This window comes from Treponema denticola ATCC 35405, from assembly GCF_000008185.1.
GTDB lineage: Bacteria > Spirochaetota > Spirochaetia > Treponematales > Treponemataceae > Treponema_B > Treponema_B denticola.
On the sequence record NC_002967.9, the window covers coordinates 647,425 to 667,570 of the forward strand.

16 protein-coding genes are annotated in these 20,146 nt (G+C 39.0%); 14 read left to right on the forward strand and 2 right to left on the reverse strand.

Annotation, left to right across the window (positions count from 1 at the left end; translation table 11 throughout):
* Positions 1-239 precede the first annotated feature (239 nt).
* Entirely contained in the window at positions 240-632 is a 393-nt protein-coding gene (locus TDE_RS02960) for a hypothetical protein (RefSeq protein ID WP_002681798.1), read from the reverse strand.
* 70 nt (positions 633-702) lie between these two features.
* Here TDE_RS02960 and cobM point away from each other — a divergent pair, with 70 nt between their 5' ends.
* From cobM to TDE_RS02985, 5 genes are all read left to right on the forward strand, one after another.
* Positions 703-1,452, forward strand: coding sequence for a precorrin-4 C(11)-methyltransferase (cobM, locus tag TDE_RS02965; protein WP_002681800.1), 750 nt, complete (start codon positions 703-705; stop codon positions 1,450-1,452).
* Positions 1,449-2,492, forward strand: a complete 1,044-nt coding sequence (gene cbiG, locus TDE_RS02970; protein WP_002681802.1) for a cobalt-precorrin 5A hydrolase — start codon at positions 1,449-1,451, stop codon at positions 2,490-2,492. Before cobM ends, cbiG begins: the two co-directional genes overlap by 4 nt.
* 541 nt (positions 2,493-3,033) lie before the next feature.
* Positions 3,034-5,124, forward strand: coding sequence for a methyl-accepting chemotaxis protein (locus TDE_RS02975; RefSeq protein WP_010956790.1), 2,091 nt, complete (start codon positions 3,034-3,036; stop codon positions 5,122-5,124).
* A gap of 69 nt (positions 5,125-5,193) precedes the next feature.
* The gene (locus TDE_RS02980; protein WP_002681806.1) at positions 5,194-6,009 is read left to right on the forward strand and encodes a hypothetical protein; all 816 of its coding nucleotides are present in this window, start codon (positions 5,194-5,196) and stop codon (positions 6,007-6,009) included.
* Between the two features lie 20 nt (positions 6,010-6,029).
* Positions 6,030-7,412 (forward strand): MATE family efflux transporter, encoded by a 1,383-nt coding sequence (locus TDE_RS02985; RefSeq protein ID WP_002681807.1) that lies wholly within the window; start codon positions 6,030-6,032, stop codon positions 7,410-7,412.
* Between the two features lie 36 nt (positions 7,413-7,448).
* Here the strand turns inward: TDE_RS02985 and TDE_RS02990 are convergent, their stop codons facing one another.
* Positions 7,449-8,384, reverse strand: a complete 936-nt coding sequence (locus TDE_RS02990; RefSeq protein WP_002681808.1) for a radical SAM protein — start codon at positions 8,382-8,384, stop codon at positions 7,449-7,451.
* Between the two features lie 114 nt (positions 8,385-8,498).
* Here TDE_RS02990 and cobJ point away from each other — a divergent pair, with 114 nt between their 5' ends.
* The 9 genes from cobJ to TDE_RS03035 all read left to right on the forward strand — a co-directional run bounded on the left by cobJ (position 8,499) and on the right by TDE_RS03035 (position 20,137).
* Positions 8,499-9,221: a precorrin-3B C(17)-methyltransferase gene (gene cobJ / locus TDE_RS02995; RefSeq protein ID WP_002681809.1), complete on the forward strand. Its 723-nt coding sequence runs from the start codon at positions 8,499-8,501 to the stop codon at positions 9,219-9,221.
* Complete coding sequence (gene cobK / locus TDE_RS03000) at positions 9,218-9,976, forward strand: precorrin-6A reductase (protein ID WP_002681810.1); 759 nt, start codon at positions 9,218-9,220, stop codon at positions 9,974-9,976. Before cobJ ends, cobK begins: the two co-directional genes overlap by 4 nt.
* A complete protein-coding gene (locus tag TDE_RS03005; RefSeq protein WP_002681811.1) occupies positions 9,963-10,739 on the forward strand; it encodes an ABC transporter ATP-binding protein in 777 nt (258 codons plus the stop codon). Before cobK ends, TDE_RS03005 begins: the two co-directional genes overlap by 14 nt.
* Positions 10,740-10,805: 66 nt before the next feature.
* Positions 10,806-12,320 (forward strand): carbohydrate-binding domain-containing protein, encoded by a 1,515-nt coding sequence (locus TDE_RS03010; protein ID WP_002681812.1) that lies wholly within the window; start codon positions 10,806-10,808, stop codon positions 12,318-12,320.
* 240 nt (positions 12,321-12,560) lie between these two features.
* Positions 12,561-13,304, forward strand: coding sequence for a nucleotide exchange factor GrpE (locus TDE_RS03015; RefSeq protein ID WP_002681814.1), 744 nt, complete (start codon positions 12,561-12,563; stop codon positions 13,302-13,304).
* A 20-nt stretch (positions 13,305-13,324) separates the two neighbouring features.
* Entirely contained in the window at positions 13,325-15,265 is a 1,941-nt protein-coding gene (gene dnaK, locus TDE_RS03020; protein ID WP_002681815.1) for a molecular chaperone DnaK, read from the forward strand.
* Between the two features lie 37 nt (positions 15,266-15,302).
* Positions 15,303-16,484, forward strand: coding sequence for a molecular chaperone DnaJ (gene dnaJ / locus TDE_RS03025; protein WP_002669873.1), 1,182 nt, complete (start codon positions 15,303-15,305; stop codon positions 16,482-16,484).
* A gap of 71 nt (positions 16,485-16,555) precedes the next feature.
* Complete coding sequence (locus tag TDE_RS03030) at positions 16,556-18,007, forward strand: PP2C family protein-serine/threonine phosphatase (RefSeq protein WP_002672386.1); 1,452 nt, start codon at positions 16,556-16,558, stop codon at positions 18,005-18,007.
* 3 nt (positions 18,008-18,010) lie between these two features.
* Positions 18,011-20,137, forward strand: coding sequence for a PP2C family protein-serine/threonine phosphatase (locus tag TDE_RS03035; protein WP_002681817.1), 2,127 nt, complete (start codon positions 18,011-18,013; stop codon positions 20,135-20,137).
* The last annotated feature ends 9 nt before the right edge of the window (positions 20,138-20,146 follow it).

The following is a 20,146-nucleotide window of genomic DNA, read 5'->3' on the forward strand; positions in this document are numbered from 1 at the left end:
CCGAACCGGTCAGAGTCAGCAATAGCACGACATCAAATAAAGCCTGTTTTTTCATCAAACAGCCTCCATATAAAAAATTTATAAGAACGGTTTTTCCGCTCTTCTTTTATTCTACCCCCCCCCCCCCGTTTTGTCAAGTTTTTTTCATATTTTTTTCAATAATTTATACTAAAAATAATATGTTGAGCAGGCTGATAAATAGCAAAGTACTCATTTGCACAGAGCTATTATTGTTCCTCTTATAAAATAATCTCACTTTTTATTGCATTTTTAGAATATTTTTGCTTATAGTATTTTTCGGATAATATACCCGGTAAAATTACCGTTTGATAATAAGTTGTTTTTCTACTAAAGAAATCTTCCTTATCTGTGATTTTATTCTCTTTTATGTATAACATAAAACTGAACATTGAAGTAATTATTATGTGGTAAGCTATATTTGCCGTACTCATAGCTGTTTCAATACTAATTGCATTATAGATTGGCAGGGTTTGAAAGGTGTAGATACTAAGGATTTTTATTCGTGCGGAGGGTTTAATAACCCGATGCTCTGCTTCGAGGTTGTTGATTACAAAATTAATTTCCACACCTGTATATTTTAATTGCGGCGATTCATTTTTAGCCGTTGACATAAGGCTTTAAAGAATAGTAGAATAATTCTTATAAAAACAAAAAAGGAAGGTTTATTTTATAAGGAATAGTATGGTTTATTTTGTAGGAGCGGGTCCGGGGGATCCGGATTTAATTACGATAAAAGGGCGTAAGCTGATTGAAAAAGCCGATATAGTTATTTATGCAGGCTCTTTGGTTTCAGCGGAGCATATCACGTTTGCAAAGCCTAACTGTAAAACTTATAATTCGGCTTCAATGACTCTTGAAGAAGTTATCAAAGTTATGGAGGAAAACTGCAATGCTCAGATTGTGAGGCTTCACACAGGCGACCCTTCAATTTATGGGGCTGTCAGGGAGCAGATGGATGAGCTTGATAAACTCAGGATAGACTATGAGGTTATCCCGGGCGTAAGCTCTTGTACGGCGGCGGCGGCGGCAATCAAAAAAGAGTTCACCCTTCCCGATGTAAGCCAGACAATTATCTTAACCCGCATGGAAGGCCGCACACCCGTTCCTCAGGAGGAAAAGCTGGCAGCTCTTGCAGCACACAAGGCCTCGATGGCGATTTTTTTGTCGGTGCAAAATATAGAAAATGTAGTTGCAGAACTTCTTAAAGGCTATAAGGATGAAGCTACCCCCGCTGCCGTAATTTACAAGGCGACTTGGGAAGATCAAGAAATAATAACAGGCACCCTCGGCGATATTGCTCAAAAAGTGAAGAAGGCCGGTATAAACAAAACAGCACAAATCTTGGTAGGGAATTTTATTGCGGGAGATTATAAAAGGTCTCAGCTTTACAATCCTAAATTTTCTCACGAATTTAGAAAAGCGGAAAAATGAAAAAAATAGCAGTTTATTCCTTCACCGAAAAAGGAAATTTATTGGGAGAAAAATTATCAGGCTTGGATTCACAAATCGAGCATTTTTATAACGCAAAAACAGCCGGAGGAATCCGCTCCCTTATTCCCGATGATTTTAAAAATCGGGATGCCCTTATTTTTATTTCTTCTACCGGTATTGCCGTCCGCATGATAAAGGATTACATAAAGGATAAAACCCAAGACCCTGCGGTGCTTGTAATCGATGATTTGGGGCGTTTTGTAATTTCGCTTTTGTCGGGTCACTTGGGCGGGGCTAATGCTCTTACCGAAAAAATTGCAAAGCTGCTCGGGGCAGTGAGTGTAATTACAACGGCTTCCGACGGCCGGAATATAGAAGCCGTCGACTTGTTCGCTCAAAAAAACAATTATGCGATTTTATCTATGGAAGATGCAAAGATAATTACCTCCCTTATGGTAGACGGAAAATCTATCGGCTTTTGTTCAGAAGATAAAACTCCGCCGATAAATTATCCCCATCTTTTTATTTTGCAAGAGAAAGATTTTAATTCGCATTTAAAAGCTTTAACCGAAGAAAAAAAACTCGAAGGCCTTATCATCGTTTCAAATAAAAAAAGAGAAACCGTATCGGCTTTAAGCCGGTTTTTGCCCATCGTTCACTTGGTTCCTAAAAATTTAAACTTAGGGATAGGCTTAAAAAAAGGAGTGGATAAAGAAACCGTTGCCGAGGCGGTAAAAAAAGCCCTCGATTCAATAAACAAGGATTTAATAGCCGTTAAAGAGATAGCTTCGATAGACTTAAAACAAAACGAAAAAGGCTTGCTTGAATTTGCAAAAGAATTAAAAATAAGCCCCGTCTTTTTTTCTAAAAGCCGAATAGAAAAAATAGAAGACAATTTTGAAAAGTCCGAGTTTGTAAAAAAGACTGTCGGAGTTTACAATGTTTCGGCCCCTTCCGCCTTTCTCCTCGGCGGCAAAATAATTTTAGATAAGTTCAAACACGAGGGCGTAACCGTTTCGGTTGCTGAGAGCATGATTTAAAACTAAAAATGATTGAAGAAGTTCTTACAAAGAGACCCTTGTAATTTAGGTTCTAATCCTGTATACTATTGCTATGTTAAAGAGAGGAAATGGAAAAACTTATCAGCTTTACAAAAAAATGCAAAAAAGTTTTTCAAAAGTACTTGACATAAAGCTTGTGTATCTGAAAAAATTCGCAGCTTCGCAGCTTCGCAGCTTCGCAGCTTCGCAGCTTCGCAGCTGAGGGGGGCTTGTGCCCAAATAAATTTAAATACCAATTACTTAAACTACGCCCAAAGACAGCTCGTCAGTAAAATACCGGTGTTATGTCCTTGGGCTTTTTTTATATTACACCGTTTAATAAGACCGCAACGGATGCAAAGGATTATAGAGGCAAGTCCTTTCAGATTGGGACTCATCAATCTAACAAAATAAACTAAACCCTTGACTTTGAAAAAACGGGGTTCTTAGGGGCGTAAGTCCCTAAGCCGCACTTTTCTTTTTTAGGAGTTATAGGAGAGCTTTTTAAAGGGGTATCCCCCTTAAACAACAGGAGATTAATATGAAAAAACGCTTTTCAATGAAGAACAAACTTATTCTTATTTTCGGGCTGTTAATTTTGATAGCAGGTTTTACGCTGGCACTTATAGGAATTCGTACTGCCCGAAAGGCCGTAACCGAAAAGGTTGAAACACACCTGATTGACAAAGCAACCGATACGGCTGAAATCATTGACGGGCGGGTTAATACTATGTTTCAATTTTTGGAAGGCATAGCTCGAATGCCAGTATTGCGTGATAATACTATTACATTTAGAGAAAAAATGGCTATACTTACAGAAGAAGCAAAATTCAATTCAGTTATCAGTGAATTATATATAACAGATAAAAGCGGGCTTATGTATAATTTAGACGGAACGGATTTATCATTTGATGATACACAATGGTTTAAGGCAAGTATAAACGGGAAAAAATATACGGAAGAACCCTATTTCGACACGGAAAATAATATGTTTATAACATTTTCTTTACCGATGTATGATGACAATAGGAACATCATCGGAGTCTTGGGTGCCGATGTTGACGGTTTATGGCTTTCCGATTTAATTGACGACATTGTTGTAGGCAAAACAGGCGTATGTTATATCATAGATTTGAACGGCGTAACGATTGCTGATCCCGACCCCGAAGTTGTAAAAAACCAAGAAAACAGCACAGAAAAAGCAAAAACCGATGCTTCATATTCAAGTATTGCAGCATTTGAAAAACGGGCAATGACGGAAACAAAACCAGGTACAGGGTATTTTTATTGGTACAAACGGCTTGATATAGCAGCCTTTGCACGGATAAAGTCCTGCAACTGGTCGGTCATAATCTCCGCTCCATCCGATGAATTTATGGGAACGGTCAACGAGCTGCGGCTTGAGATGATTCTTATCGGTTTTATTATTTTAGCGACCAGTTTGGTTATTGTTTTCTTTGTCGCCCGCGGGATAGTTAAACCTATAAATATTGTTGTAAAATCCCTGCAAAACATCGCCCAAGGTGAAGGAGATTTAACCGTCCGCCTTCCAGTCCACGGCAATGACGAAATAACCGACCTCTCCGAATACTTTAATCAAACAATCGAAAAGATAGGTTCCTCAATAAAGACTGTCGGAACAAGCAGTACCGAGATGACCGACATCGGGAATGAGCTTGCGTCGAATATGACCGAAACAGCCAGTGCCGTGCACCAAATAAGAGCCAACATTGACGGAGTAAAACAGCAGGCTCTTACCCAAGCTGCAAGCGTTACCGAAACGGCAGCCACAGTCGAAGAAATTATCCGCACTATTAAGCAGCTTAATGGCAGTATCGAAAATCAGGCTGCTTCTGTTGCGGAATCTTCTTCGGCTATCGAGCAGATGGTAGGAAACATAGCTTCCATTACTCAGACACTCGGCAAAACCGATGATATTATAAAAACTCTTGCTTCTGCTACCGCCGACGGTAAAGATACGATTTCAGGGGCAAACAGCGTTACTCAAAAAATAGCCGAAGAGTCGGGCGGTCTATTGGAAGCCTCAAGCGTTATCCAGCACATCGCAAGCCAAACTAACCTATTGGCGATGAATGCCGCCATTGAAGCCGCTCACGCAGGTGAAGCAGGGAAGGGCTTTGCCGTTGTTGCCGATGAGATCCGTAAGCTCGCCGAAGAGTCCAGTACTCAAGGCAAGACCATAACCTCTACTCTCAAAGTGTTGTCGGGTGATATTGAAGCTCTTTCATCATCTTCAAAAACGGCAGAAGAAAAGTTCAACGCCATTTTCTCGCTTTCGGAACAAGTTAAGATGATGAGCCAAAACCTTATGGATGCTATGCGTGAACAAGAGAACGGAAGCAAGGAAGTACTCACTGCAATCCGTGACATAAACATGGTAACTAATCAAGTAAATGACGGCTCTGCCGAAATGCTCCGCGGAGGAGAAAATGTTGCTCAAGAGATGCAAAAACTGGACGGTCTGACACGTATCATTACCGACAGTATGAATGAGATGGCTTCCGGTGCCGTGCAGATTAGCAATGCAGTACAGGAAGTAAATGAGATAAGCCAAAAGAATAAGGCCAGTATTCAAAAACTTGCGGAAGAAGTTAGCAAATTTAAAGTGTAAACCGGTCGTTATTCTCATTTTAAACTCCTCTTTTCAAAAATATAGATAATCTGATATAATATCCTGCCGATGGAAAAAGATAAATGGAATGCTTTTTGTAAATTTAAAAGCGAGTATAAAAACGAGTGTATGCATTACCTTGATATTTTAGGGTATAAATATAAGGAACCTTCTTTAGAAAACTGTGCCGCCCAATCTTTTAAAAAAGAGAATGCTTCATTTTTTAAGGAGGGCTTGGCCGTGCTGCAAGAAGAGGCGGCTTTAGCGGGTAAAACGCCTCCCTATCCTGTAGAAACTCCGATTGTGTATAATCACTCTTGGGATTCGATTAGTCAAGATGATGAAATTAAGCTCATCGTTATAGGCGATAATCCGGGGAAAAATGAGCAGCTTCATAAAAATCAAAAATATCTTGTGGGCCTTGCAGGAAAGATTGCAGATAACTTCTTTAAAAAAAATCCCTCGTTCGGAATCGATTTTAGAAAAAATGTTATCATTCTAAACAAAACACCCATTCATACGGCAAAGACAAAGCAGCTGGATTATATTTTAAAAAAAGATGCGGACGGTTCTTTTAAAAAATTCTATGAAGAGTCTCAAATCTTTACGGCTCAAAAAACGGCTGAGCTTCAAAAAAAACTGGGCTGCCCAATTTGGCTTGTGGGCTACAGCGAGCTTAAGCCCCGCGGCTTATTTTATGCTTATGCAAATGAGATGAAGAATTTATATGCGGATAAAAAAGAACCGCAAATTTATCTTTATCAGCACTTTTCGATGAATAGATTTTTGATTGACCTAAAAGATAATTATGACCAAAGTCTCAGCCTTGAAAAGAATTTATCTCTTTTAGGAATAAAGCATCGAAATGAAATTTTAGATTTTTAAGACGAGGAGCTTGGAAACTTATGACTGTAAATTCAAAACCGGTTGTAAATTTAAAATCGGTATTTTCGGATAAATCTTTTTTAAAAAACTTATTTATAATTGCCGTGCCTATAATATTGCAAAATTTTATAAGCTCCTTTGTAAATATTTTAGACACGATAATGATAGGCCGTTTGGGCACTATTGAACTTGCTGCCGTAGGGCTGGGAAATCAATTGTTTTTTTTATTGAACTTGATTTTGTACGGCATAGGGTCGGGGGGCATGGTCTTTACTGCTCAATTTTGGGGCAAAAAAGATTTTAACGGCTTACAAAAAACTTTTGCCCTTTCTCTCATGGTTGCAGTTTTTTTCAGTGCCATCTTTACACTGGCCTGCACTATTTTCCCGAAAGAAATTTTATCCCTCTATTCAAAAGATGCGGCTGTAATCGAAAAGGGTGTAGACTACCTCGGCATTTCGGCATTTTGCTTTTTGCCCTTTGCGGTAAACTTTATTTTTATGATTACCCTCCGTTCTATAGAAAAGGTAAGGGTAGCGGTTGGTGCAACGCTAGTTTCACTTTTTGTAAACCTTATACTGAATGCCGTTTTGATTTTCGGTTTGTTGGGCTTCCCCGCACTCGGAGTTAAGGGGGCGGCTATTGCAACGGTGGCTTCCAGAGCCGCCGAGCTTATCATTCTTTTTTCGGTAACAAAGAAAAAGAAATATCCCATACTCGGAAAACTCAAAAATCATTTTGACTTTGATTTTAAATTTATCAGACAATACTTTGCGATAGTTATGCCGGTTCTAATAAACGAATCTTTGTGGTCTTTAGGTATTACCTTTCATCATAAAATATTTGCAGGAATCGGTACCTTTGCCTATGCCGCCTACAATATTACAAACACGGTTTCGATGTTGACATGGGTTATTTTTATAGGCTTCGGAAACGGAGTCAGCGTCTTAATAGGAAAAAAAATCGGAGAGAGAAATTACGATGAGGCAAAAACTTATGCGGCAAAGGTTTCAATCTTTGTGCCCTTTGTTGCCGTTTTTGTCGGTGCTATGTTAATTCCGATTTCGTACTTGACTCCTATTTTCTTTAATGTAGAAACAGTGGTTTTGCAGACCGTTATGAAGCTTTTTATAATTTTAGCCTGCTGTTATCCCTTAAAAGCGTTTAACATGTGTATGCTTGTGGGCATAATAAGGGCGGGAGGCGATACCCGTTTCGGTATAATCTGCGATACGGCAGTTATGTGGTGTGTTTCCATTCCTCTGGCATATTCTTTGTCGGTTTATACTTCTATTCCGGCATGGGGAATTTATATTTGTCTTTTTAGCGAAGAACCTTTTAAGGCCCTTCTGGGGCTTTGGCGTATCAAGTCAGGTAAATGGCTCCGCTCCGTTACGGATTAAGGGTTGGGAAATTAGGAGCTTTGTTAAAAGTTCTGTCTAGGCAGTTTTCCAGATTTTGCCTGAGCCGTCAGCTTTTTCGAGGGAAGGAGTACATTCTCCGTTTACAAAAGCGTAATCGTTTTGTAGAGGTTTATAGCTTTCGATTTTGTTTTGAATACTTTTAAGCATTTTCTCCCTGTCTTTTGGAAGAGTTCCTCTTACCCTAAACTCCAGATAATCGTGGAAGCCGTCATAAAAAATAGGATTGTCCTCATCACCTAAAAGCTCGAGCAATCTTTTTTCTTCTTTAAGGTTTTCCATCTCGCTTGCAGCTTCATATTTTCCCGCCTTTATATCTTTATAAAGCGGAACTTCTTTGTGGAGAAACATTGAAAAATTTATGACTCGGATTGGTTTTGTCTTATTTAAAAATTCTGCCGTTGCTTCGGCGTTTGCAATGCTTCTGCCTTTTCCGGCGATACCCGTCATAATGTGGGCTCCGAAAGAATAGCCGTGCTTTTGTATTTTAGATACGGCCCTTTCGGCCTCAGCCCTTGTGTGATCCTTATTCATAAATAAAAGAACATCATCTAAACCGCTTTCTACTCCTATATAAAGAGTTCTAATGCCCTGTGTATATAGGGTTTCCAATTCGGCATCGGTTTTTTTTAAAATGCCTGTGATTGTCGCGTCCATGTTTATGCAATTACAATCGGGAAAATACTTATGAATTAAATTCAATATTTTTAAAAGATGTTCCGTTTCTAAATTGAAGGCACTTCCGTCCCCTAAAAAAATTTTTGAAAGGTTCCCGTTCAAATTTTTTACGCGTATAAGCTCCTCTTCGATTTCTGAAAGAGATAAGTCTCTATATTTTATGTTGCGGAATAAATTACAAAACTTACACTTATTATATGAGCAGCCTACCATTACGGGAAGCATAAAAGAAGAACGCTCCATAGGAGGCCTGCAAATTCTACCTTCATATTCCATAAATTACCCTCTTATATATTATACATTCAAAATAGCGTACTTTCAAGATAGCAATTTTATCTCGGCTTGTACATAAGGGATTTTTGTTATATAATTATAAGTGAGGAAATAAAATTGAGTAAACTATTTGTTGTAGGTATAGGCCCCGGCGGGACGGAATATATGTCGGCTCAGGCTGTCGAGGCCTTAAAGCAATCCGAAATAATCGTAGGTTATTCAGGCTACATTGAATATATAAAACCCTTTATCGAAGGCAAAGAAGTTTTTCAAACGGGAATGACCGGCGAAATTGAAAGATGTAAGTATGCAGTTTCAAAAGCGAAAGAAGGAAAAACCGTAAGCATTATAAGCACCGGAGATGCCGGCCTTTACGGAATGGCAGGCCCCATCTTGGAGCTTGCTCCCGATTTAAATGTCGAAATAATTCCGGGTATTTCCGCCGCCTTTGCTGCAGCTTCAAGACTGGGAGCCCCCTTAATGCACGATACGGCCCTTATCAGCCTTTCCGACAGGCTCACCGATTACGAGGTTATAAAAAAAAGAGTCGGCTTAGCGGCGGAGGGCGACTTTGTAATTGCCCTCTACAATCCCAAATCCAAAACCCGTTCAGATTATATCGAAGAAGCCGTAAATATAATCTTAAAATTCAGGGCTCCCCAAACGCCCGTAGGCATAGTAAAAAATGCCTGCCGTAATAACGAAAAAATTACCGTTACCGAGCTTCAAAAAATAAATTACGATGAAATCGATATGTTCAGCCTGATAATAATAGGCAACAGCAACACCTACATTCAAAACGGAAAAATAATCACCCCGCGAGGATATAAGATTAAATGATCTGGATTATAGGCGGAACAACCGAAGCCGGAAGCCTTGCAGATTTTTTAAAAGCAAAAAATGAGCCCTATATAATGAGCGTTGCAACGGAAGAAAGCCGGGACTTTTTTAAAAATCATAAACTTAAAATCGGCAGAATGGATGCTCTTCAAATGGAACAATTTTGTATTGAAGAAAAAATAAGCCTCATTGCCGATTTAAGCCATCCTTATGCCCTAATCGTTTCTCAAAATGCAAAAAAAACCGCACAAAACTTGAACTTAAAATATTTACGCTTTACCCGAGGAACTTCACAATCTTCAACGGACTTAGAGCAAAATAATTTTTATATCTTTGAGGATATGGAAGGCCTTTGCTCATTTTTAAAAGAATTAAAATCTTCTACGGTTTTTTTTACGACGGGTTCCAAAACCGTTTCGGACTTTGAAGCCTTCCGCTCCTCGAACCGCTTTGTATATAGAATTTTACCTACGGCAGACAGTATCGAAAAATGTAAAAATGCAGGAGTTGCGACTCAGGACATAATTGCCATGACAGGCCCCTTTTCTCAAAATTTAAATGAAGCTATGTTTAAAGAATACGGAGCCTCCTATATTGTGATGAAGGACAGCGGAGATGCCGGAGGCACAAGGGAAAAACTCGCCGCCTGTGAAGCTCTAAATATAAAAGCCTTAATTCTCGGACGCGGAAAAGAAGAGGGTATTATCGAATTTGAAGAATTTAAAAAAGAGGTTTTAAAATATGGACATGCTTAGGATAGAGGATTTAAGCCTTTCCTACGGCGACAAACCTGTTGTTCAAAATTTAAACCTAAAGGTAAAAAAGGGGCAGGTAGTTTCGATAATCGGGCCCAACGCTTCGGGAAAGTCCACCATTTTAAAAAGCATCGCAGGAATTATAAAACCCGTTTCCGGGAAAATCTTTATCGAAGAAAAAGACATCTCAAAAATGGATTCCAAAAAACTCGCCCAAAAAGTTTCTATCCTTTTACAGCAAAATAAAAACCCTGACGATATGAGTATTGAAGAATTGGTCTATTTTGGCCGTTATCCCCATAAAAAATGGTTTGAGGGCTTTGAAGCTTCCGATCAAAAGATAATAGAAGAAGCTATGAAGCTTACAAATACATTTGCTTTGAGGGACAAAACCTTGGAAACTCTGTCCGGCGGCGAAAGACAAAGAGCTTGGATCGCTATGGCCCTTGCCCAAGAGCCTGATATCCTTTTGTTTGATGAGCCGACCACCTATTTGGATCTGGCTCATCAAATAGAATTCTTGGAGCTTGTAAACCGTCTAAACAAGGAAACGGGGGTTACGGTAGTTTTGGTTCTTCACGACTTAAATCAAGCTGCCCGTTACGGCAACTACCTTTTTGCGATGAAAGAGGGTAAAATTTTTGCCCAAGGCTGTCCCGAAGAGGTGTTGAATCCTCAAAATATTTTGAATATTTACAACATTGAAGCTAAAATCTTTAACGCTGCGGGCTATCCGGTTGTTATACCTGAAAGGAGATTGTAGTGCGTTTATGTATAATTAAACTCTAGTCAACGTAAGTTGAAAAACAAATTTTCGGAGGTTAGAAACATGAAAATTAACAAAAAATTGGTAAAAACGGTATGTATGTTTTTTTTGGCATTAAGTCTTTTAAACTGCCGATCGGAAGATAGATTTCCGATTGGACGGATGGAGGTGAACCTAAAAACTCCGGTTCAGCGGGATACTTCAAAACTGTTTTCGGACAAAGATTTTAAAACGGAATACGGATCTTCTAAGGTTGTAAGTGTAAACTTGTCGGCATTATCGGGTATTTCTGCTAAAGGTTTGACCGTAAACGGAAATACGGTAACAATAAATGAGGGAGGACAATACATCATCTCCGGATCATTAAATGATGGACAGATAATCGTCGATGCCCCCGATAATGATGAAGTACACCTCATCCTTGATAATGCGGATATCTCGAATTCTTCTATGCCGGTAATATATGCAAAAAAAGCCGGAAAAATGCTTATTACCCTTGCAAAGGGAAGTAAAAATAAGCTTAATGTAAACGGAAAATTCGCTGATTCGGATGCCGGTAAAACAAATGCCGTAATTTTTTCGCAAACGGATTTGACCTTAAACGGAACGGGAGAGCTGAATATTGAAAGCAAGTATGGAAGCGGAATTGTTTCAAAAAAAGATTTACGTGTAACAGGCGGCTCTTTCACCGTTTCAGCATCAAAACATGCTCTTAAGGGATGCGACAATGTAAGCATTGCAGACGGAAAATTTACTTTGACAGCCGGTAAGGATGGCATTCATAGTGAAAACGAAGAAAATGCGGAATCGGGAAATATTTATATTAAAAACGGAGAATTTACCATTAATGCTGCAAGTGAAGCTCTCGATGCAATAAACGATATAACGATCGACGGAGGCTATATCAATATTGCAAAAGCCGATGAAGGCATGGAGGCTCTTACAATCAATATAAATGGCGGAAAAATTATGGTGGTTTCATCCGATGACGGACTGAATGCTTCATACAGCGACAAAGAAGAGATTGAGGCAAAATTGTCGGGAACTGCTTTGACTGATAATTCTTCAAAGAAGACCGAAAAAAAAGGCCCGCCCGTTTTATCTGAATCTGCTGCAAGTACTTATGTTAATATTACGGGAGGAGAAGTAACAATAAATTCCCAAGCCGACGGGATTGACTCAAACGGCTCGGTTTATGTGTCCGGCGGAAAGGTAAATATATTGGGTCCCGTATCGGATGGTGATGCCGCCCTTGATTATGATCTAACAGCCTTAATAAGCGGCGGCGAATTTATCGCATCGGGAAGCCGTGGTATGGTACAAGGTTTTTCCGATAAATCGACTCAAGCTTCCTTTATCGCAAATTTTTCAAAGACCGTAAAAGGCGAAGTAATAGTAAGCGATAGTTCAGGTGCTGTTATATTAAAGACGAATCAGGACAAAGATTTTCAGTCCATTGTTGTAAGTTCAAAAGGTTTAAAAGTAGGTGAAACTTATAAAATAACAGCCGGCGGCCAAACGCTTACCGTAAAGATGGATTCGATCTCTGTAGGGGATAATATGCACAAAAGACGCTAAGGTCTGGTTTCGGTCTACTTAGAAAAGCCGGATTCGCAAAATGGGTCAGTCAAAAATAAGAAACCTTGAACTTTTTAATGCCGGTTATTCTTATGCGGGAATAACCGGCGTTTTTTATATGTGGTAACCTCTAATACCGCAATATTTTGCAAATTTTCCACTATGATTTTATAAAACCCCTTGACCCTTTTTTTTTCTATTAGTATCTTCTTATAAGATAAAGTTATAGTTGGAGTTCAAATGAAGAAGAATCATGAAAAACATGCCGACAAAAAAGAGGCTGCTAAGGAGGAACTTGAAAAAGACCTTCAGCCGAAAGATGAGTCTGCGGTGAAAGATGAACAAGGAGCCGGATGCGGTTGCGAAACTTCAAAAGAAAACCCTCAAGAAGACAAAGCAGAGCAAAACAGTTCTACCGGCGGCAAGTGTGAAAAAAATGATGATGTGTTAAGTCCTGAAAAGCGGATAGAAGAGCTTGAAGCTAAATGCAGGGACTGGCAGGATCAGTATTTGCGCAAGGCTGCGGATTTTGAAAACTACCGCAAACGCATGATTAGGGAAAAGCAGGAAGCTATAGACTATGCAAACAGCAATCTGCTTTTGGATCTTGTACAGGTGCTCGATGATTTTGACAGGGCTATTGATGCAGGCAAAACTCAAGGCGGAGAGTCCGTAAACAATGCCTTTGTTGAAGGCGTTGTGATGATAAAGAACCAGATGGTTTCTATGCTAAGCTCAAAGTACGGTCTTAGCTATTATCCCGCAAAGGGGGAAGCCTTCGACCCCAACCTTCACGAAGCCGTTTCAATGATTCAGTCTCCCGATGTAAAAGAGGCTGTTGTAGGGGAAGAGCTTCAAAAAGGCTACAAACTAAAAGAAAGAGTGATTCGTCACTCCAAGGTAATGGTACTAATGCCTGCCGAAAAGCAGGATGAAAAAAAGGCGGAAGAAAGCGAAGCCGCCGATAAAAAAAACGAAAATTAGGTTTATAGGAGATATTGAAAATGGGAAAGATTATTGGAATTGACTTAGGAACAACAAACTCTTGTGTATCGGTAATGGAAGGCGGTGAACCCGTCGTTATACCGAACTCTGAAGGCGGAAGAACGACTCCGTCCATTGTAGGCTTTACCTCTAAAGATGAAAGGGTTGTAGGCCAGCCTGCAAAAAACCAAATGATTACCAACCCTGAAAGAACCGTTTATTCGGTAAAGCGCTTTATCGGGCATCGATACAGCGAGCTCACAGACGAATTAAAACGCGTTCCCTACAAAATCGTACCTCAGGGAGAAGATGTACGAATCGACATTGACGGAAAACTTTATTCCACACAGGAAATTTCCGCCTTTATTCTACAAAAAATGAAAAAAACAGCCGAGGACTATCTGGGCGAAACCGTAACCGAGGCCGTTATAACGGTTCCGGCTTATTTTAATGATGCGCAAAGACAGGCAACAAAGGATGCCGGAAAGATTGCCGGCTTGGAAGTAAAGCGAATCATAAACGAGCCGACAGCCGCTTCCTTGGCCTTCGGTTTTAACAAGGATTCTAAAAAAGAAAAAACAATCGCCGTATATGACCTTGGAGGAGGAACCTTCGATATTTCTATTCTTGAATTGGGTGACGGCGTTTTTGAAGTAAAATCCACAAATGGAGATACCCACCTCGGCGGTGATGATTTTGATAACAGAATAGTAAACTGGCTTGTTGACGAGTTTAAAAAAGATACGGGCATTGACCTATCTAAAGACAGAATGGCCTTACAACGTTTACGCGAAGCCGCTGAAAAGGCAAAGATTGAACTTTCTTCGGTTGCAAATACGGAGGTAAACTTACCCTTTATTACAGCCGATGCAAACGGGCCTAAGCACTTACAAAAGAGCTTATCCAGGGCAAAGTTTGAGCAAATGACGGAAGATCTCTTTGAAAGAACAAAGGAGCCTTGCCGAAAAGCCTTAAAAGATGCGGGTATCACTCCCGATAAAATTGATGATATTCTTTTGGTAGGCGGTTCTACGCGAATGCCTAAAGTTTTACAGATTATAAAAGAAATTTTCGGCAAAGAAGGTTCTAAGAGCGTAAACCCCGATGAAGCCGTAGCAATGGGTGCCGCTATTCAGGGCGGTATCTTGGGCGGAGATGTTAAAGATGTTCTTCTTTTGGACGTTACTCCTCTTTCTTTGGGTATCGAAACGATGGGAGGCGTATTTACACCCCTTATCAACCGAAATACTACGATTCCGACAAGGAAGAGTCAGGTCTTCTCGACAGCTGCCGACGGACAGACTGCCGTTTCTATCCATGTATTGCAGGGAGAACGCGGTATGGCCAGCCAAAACAGAACGCTCGGTAATTTTGACCTCGTAGGTATTCCTCCCGCACCGCGCGGAGTTCCGCAGATTGAAGTTACCTTCGATATTGACGCCAACGGTATCGTTCATGTTTCGGCAAAAGACCTCGGAACCGGAAAAGAACAGCATATCCGAATCGAAAGCTCAAGCGGTTTAAGCGAGAGCGAAATCGATAGAATGGTAAAAGAAGCTGAAGCCAATGCCGAAAACGATAAGCTTGAAAAAGAAAAGGTTGAAGCAAAAAATAATGCCGATTCTCTTATTTATCAAACGGAAAAAACTCTCAAAGAAATGGGAGATAAGATCGGTGCTGCCGATAAGCAAAAAATTGAAGCTGCAATAGCCGATTTAAGACAGGCTCTTAATTCAGATAATACGGCTGACATTAAGGCAAAGACCGAAAACCTCCAGCAGGCAGCCTATAAGATTGCAGAAGAAATGTACAAGCAGCAGGGCGCTCAAGCAGGAGCCGATCCTAATGCCGGCAGTTCTCAGGGTGCTCAAGCGGGAACCGATTACGGTACTTCAGGTCCCAAAACCGGCACAGCCGATGATGTTGACTATGAAGTCGTAAATGATGATAATGATAAATAAATTTTAAGACTTAATAAACTGGAACCTCTAGAAGCTGATGTTTTTAGAGGTTCCGAAATTTTTACACTGGGAGTTTTTAGTGCCGGCATCTAAAAGAGACTATTATGAGGTTTTGGGCGTAGATAAAAAAGCCTCAAACGATGACATCAAAAAAGCATATCGAAAATTAGCAATCAAATATCATCCCGATAAAAACCAAGGGGATAAGGCTGCTGAAGAAAAATTTAAAGAAGCAACCGAAGCTTATGAAATTCTTATCGACGAAAAAAAGCGCAGCATGTATGACCAATTCGGCCATGCCGGCGTAGACGGAATGTCGGGCGGCGGAGGCTATGATCCTTCCGCCTTCCAAGGTTTTGAGGATATCTTCGGCGGAAGCTTTTCGGATATTTTTGAAAATCTATTCGGAGGAGGGTTTTCTTCCCGCTCATCAGGTTTCGGCGGCCGCCATGCAGGTCCTGTCCGCGGTTCTAACCTGCGCTATGATCTTCAAATTTCTTTTGTTGATGCCGTTTACGGTAAAAAAGCCGAACTCAGTTATACCCGCAATGAAAAATGTTCCGAATGTCATGGAACAGGCAGCGAAAGCGGAAGCTCAAAAAGAATGTGTCCCGATTGTAAGGGTACGGGACAAGTGCGCCAAAGTACCGGTTTCTTTTCCATATCGAGACCATGTCCTACCTGCGGCGGCGAAGGCTCCATAATCGAAAAACCATGTAAAAAATGCGGAGGAAACGGCTTAGAGCGTAAGAAACAGCGCATAATCGTTACCATTCCTGCCGGTGTCGAAAACGGAAAACGGATTACGATTCCCAGTCAAGGAAATGCCGGTCAGGCCGGCGGAGACTACGGCGACCTCTTTGTATTTATCTTTGTTCAAGCTCATCCTTATTTTGAACGTAACGGAATAGACCTCTACTGTGCTGTTCCCATATCAATGACTCAGGCAGCCTTGGGCGGGGAAATAAACATCAAATCTCTCGATGAAAAAACATTGAGACTAAAAATTCCGGCCGGAACACAAAACGGAAAACTTTTAAGGATTCGAGGCGAAGGTGTTCCTACGGGAATAGGCCGAAAGGGCGATCTTTATATTCAAATTCAAGTGCAAATTCCTTCAAAATTGTCATCAAATTCAAAAAAACTTTTGCAAGAAATTTCGGCGATTGAAGGTGAAAATGAAAATCCTAATCTTATCCCTTTAAAAGATTTACCTTAAAAATTTTTACTTTACACTTTATTTTTATTTTATTTTATGATATAATACCCTTTAAGCTGGAGAAAATCATAATGATAAAATTACGTAAATTACTTTCAAATATTCTAATAAGTGTTGGGATGGGGAGTGTTTTTGCCCTCTTCTTGATATTTGTCAGCCCGAGATTTTTGTTTTTAGGTAAATTTTATTCGGCTAATGATATGACTCTGGCTTTGAGCCGATTGGAAATAATTCCTGAGATAACACAGATTCACCGTTTTATCATAGGATCCTTGGTTTTTGTTATTGTTGCAATCTTTGCAGACTCTCTTATACGCAGCTTTTATAAGAAAATAGAAAGTAGGGCGTATGATAAGCCTAAAACTAAGGTTTTTGCGGAATTTTTGAAAAAAATTCGGTTTTGTTACACTATAGAAAATTTAATAGATACCGTACAGAATGAGCTTGAGTATTCGGGTGACTGTTCGGTAATGCTTGTAGATACCATAGAAAATATTGTATTATATAATAGTGCTTCAAGATTTATTTCCTCTCCTGAAACTTTTTCTTCTCTGCATGAAATTACAGTAGAATACAAGCCCGGAGTTTATTTTTTTAATGCAGATATGCAGGGATGCAAACTTAAAGATGCCCGTATTGCTGCTGTAATCTTAGAAAAAATACAATTTTTTATTATTTGCGGATATTTTAACGAGGTGGAACCTGAGATTTTTAATACACTGTTTTCGGAATTTTTGAGTTATCAAAACAGGGTTACTACTCTTGAACAGCTTTTATACTTTTCGGAATTAAGCCAAGAATGGAACATGGTTGCCAACACACAAAAAGCCTTCTTACCTCAAAAGCTCCCTGAGATGCCTATGCTTGAGTTGGCGGCTTATTTTAAACCTCTTGTAAACGTATCAGGGGATTATTATGATGCCATAAAAGTTGATGAACATAAAACCCTCTTAGTTGTAGGGGACGTCTCCGGTAAGGGCCTTTCGGCTGCATTGGTTATGGGTATTGTTGTAAATACAATCAAAATAGCAAAAAATAAAGAAGACCTTCCTGCTCTTGTTTTGGCGGTAGACAGCGCCATAAAAAGAATGGGCCTTTTGGATAAGTATACGGTTTTATTTTTGGGTTTAGTTGATACCGAAAAAATGACTATAAAATATGTTAATGCCTCAATGGAAGATCCGATGATTCTTACGGAATCGCCGGACGGCTACAAGGTAAAGGTTCTTGAATCTACTTGCAGTATTGTAGGTATTATTGACTTCGATAAAATAGAAGTTCATGAAAGGCCTCTCTATCGAGGTGATGTTATTTTGATGATGACTGATGGCGTTCCCGAGGCTATGAATAATGAAGGTGTTGAATTAGCTGAGACCGATATGTACATGGAATCTATAAAATCCTTTGTTCAATATAGTGCAGATGATATAGTGCAAAAAGTTGCCGGTATGGCTTATGCTCATGCAGGTAATCAGCCCATGAGAGACGACATTACTATAATGTGTGCTAAGGTTAAGGGGTAAGGTATGGGGCTGATTGTTTTTGAATTCTTTTTTCTTGTTGTTTTAACTATATTGGCTATAAGTCTTATTTTTAAAGAAGAGCCTTATGCAAGAGGCCTTTTTATGGTTGCCGGAATGACGGTAATAACGACCTTGCTTTTTCTGACCTTAATATTAGCATTATATTTTAATTTTTCCGGTGTGGTTTTTATTATATCTAAAATTTTCATGATAGGGATGGTTTCGATTTCATTCTTTACCTTGCAGTTTACTGTTAAAATGCCTTATTTTGAGCGTAAGAAGAATGTTTCTTTTACAGTGTTTAATGGTATTTTACATTTAGGGATTGCAGCATTTGTAATTTTCTTTGTAAAAGGTTTCTTTTGGAATCCTCTATCAGGTTTTAAATTCACATCGGTTATGATAGCGGGAAATCCTGCCTCAGATATTTTTGAAAGGATAGTCCTTTTGGTTGTACCTGTTTTGGCGATGTTGATTTCTATATATAAAGTTTTTAAGGAAGAAAGTATAATTTACAGGCAGCAGATGATAATTTATTTTCTGGCCCTTCTTTTTAGCGTAATTATTTGGAGCTTTGTATATTATCTTTCTACTATTTTTTCATGGGCAATAGCTATAACACCTTTTGGATATCTACTTTTGCTCTTCTTTGCTTCATTCGGATTTTCAACCTCAATGGTATATGATAGAAAACAGCTGTTCCTTGCCTTATTGAGGTTTTTGGTTTTTATCTTAGTGTTTGCCGCAGTAACAGGTTATTGGGCTTCATGGGTTCTTACCTATGTCCGTAATTTTTATCTTCAGGTTGTTTTGTTGATCGTAGGGGCTCTTATTTTCCTTGCTATTAGGAATTTCGTTTCTCAAAGATTTAAATGGCTTTTGGGTGATACTTCCGAATATGCGAAGGCCATAGAAGAAAAATTGCAACAAGTTGACTATACGAAAGGCCGTGAAAAAGTTATGGAAGATTTTTCTAATATTTTATTGGATCAGCTAAATGCCGACTCTATCAATATTTTGATTGCCGGTGAAAATGAAATATTGGAACCTGTTTATTCGACGCTGAATGTAACTTCTACTTTTGATGCCGCTCAACCTATTTTTAACTTTTTATTGAATGAAAATATTCAGGTTATAATGAGATCTCAAGTTTTGACAAACCCCGTTTTTTCCGATGTAAGAAGTGAATTGATAGGCTTTATGAACCGGATGTATGCAGAAATATTGATTTGTGTACGTGAGGGGCAAAAATTGATAGGTGTTATTTCCATTTCTTCTAAAAAAAGAAAAGAGGCTTATACTACATATGATTTTGATGTTTTAAATAGTCTTTATTCTTACTTCTTTTTAGTTGTTTACTATTTAAGAAATATTGCAAAACAGGATATAGTTCTTATTCTTGATAGAGAAATAGAAATGTCCGATCAAATTATCGGTTCAATTCAAAAAAACATAGATATTGTCGAAAAAAAAGTTATTGATGTGGATTCGGTCGCTTTTTCGGCTCATCAATTGGGAGGCGATTTTACCGACTTTATTAGATTGTCTGAAGATAGGTATTTATTTTTGATAGGAGACGTTTCCGGTAAAGGCTTGAGTGCAAGTATGTCAATGGTTATTTTGAAGTCTGTTCTTCACACATACCTTTCAGAAACACCTGATTTTAAAGAGCTTGTAATAAAAATAAATACGTTTATAAAGGAAAATTTGCCAAAGGGAACGTTCCTTGCGGGGCTTTTCGGTATTATAGATTTTAAAACCACAACAATATATTATCTTAACTGTGGTATTCCCCTCATGTCTATGTATATTGATTCTTATAAAAATGTTATCGAAATACAGGGAGAGGGAAGGGTATTAGGTTTCGTAAAAAATATACGCCCCTTTTTAAAGGTCCGAAAAATCACAATGAACCGTAATGATATTATAGTATTTACGACTGACGGTTTGTTGGATTCCAAGAACTTAAAAGGCGATAAATTCGGAAATGATAGAGTAAGCCGTTTAATTGCAGTAAATAGAACTAAGTCTGCTAAAGAGATTTCTAATGCAATATATAAAACATTCTTGGATTATATTGCTCATGAAATTGAAGATGATATTACTATTATGACATTTAAACATATATAAGGAAGTTTT

Bases quoted from the DNA above. Each gene is read 5' to 3' on its own strand.
- cobM (WP_002681800.1), top strand. From the start codon at position 703: ATGGTTTATTTTGTAGGAGCGGGTCCGGGGGATCCGGATTTAATTACG.
- cobK (WP_002681810.1), top strand. From the start codon at position 9,218: ATGATCTGGATTATAGGCGGAACAACCGAAGCCGGAAGCCTTGCAGAT.
- TDE_RS03030 (WP_002672386.1), top strand. From the start codon at position 16,556: ATGATAAAATTACGTAAATTACTTTCAAATATTCTAATAAGTGTTGGG.
- TDE_RS02980 (WP_002681806.1), top strand. From the start codon at position 5,194: ATGGAAAAAGATAAATGGAATGCTTTTTGTAAATTTAAAAGCGAGTAT.
- dnaJ (WP_002669873.1), top strand. From the start codon at position 15,303: ATGTTTTTAGAGGTTCCGAAATTTTTACACTGGGAGTTTTTAGTGCCG.
- TDE_RS02985 (WP_002681807.1), top strand. From the start codon at position 6,030: ATGACTGTAAATTCAAAACCGGTTGTAAATTTAAAATCGGTATTTTCG.
- TDE_RS03010 (WP_002681812.1), top strand. From the start codon at position 10,806: ATGAAAATTAACAAAAAATTGGTAAAAACGGTATGTATGTTTTTTTTG.
- TDE_RS03015 (WP_002681814.1), top strand. From the start codon at position 12,561: ATGAAGAAGAATCATGAAAAACATGCCGACAAAAAAGAGGCTGCTAAG.
- TDE_RS02990 (WP_002681808.1), bottom strand. From the start codon at position 8,384: ATGGAATATGAAGGTAGAATTTGCAGGCCTCCTATGGAGCGTTCTTCT.
- TDE_RS02975 (WP_010956790.1), top strand. From the start codon at position 3,034: ATGAAAAAACGCTTTTCAATGAAGAACAAACTTATTCTTATTTTCGGG.
- cbiG (WP_002681802.1), top strand. From the start codon at position 1,449: ATGAAAAAAATAGCAGTTTATTCCTTCACCGAAAAAGGAAATTTATTG.
- TDE_RS03035 (WP_002681817.1), top strand. From the start codon at position 18,011: ATGGGGCTGATTGTTTTTGAATTCTTTTTTCTTGTTGTTTTAACTATA.
- TDE_RS03005 (WP_002681811.1), top strand. From the start codon at position 9,963: ATGGACATGCTTAGGATAGAGGATTTAAGCCTTTCCTACGGCGACAAA.
- TDE_RS02960 (WP_002681798.1), bottom strand. From the start codon at position 632: ATGTCAACGGCTAAAAATGAATCGCCGCAATTAAAATATACAGGTGTG.
- dnaK (WP_002681815.1), top strand. From the start codon at position 13,325: ATGGGAAAGATTATTGGAATTGACTTAGGAACAACAAACTCTTGTGTA.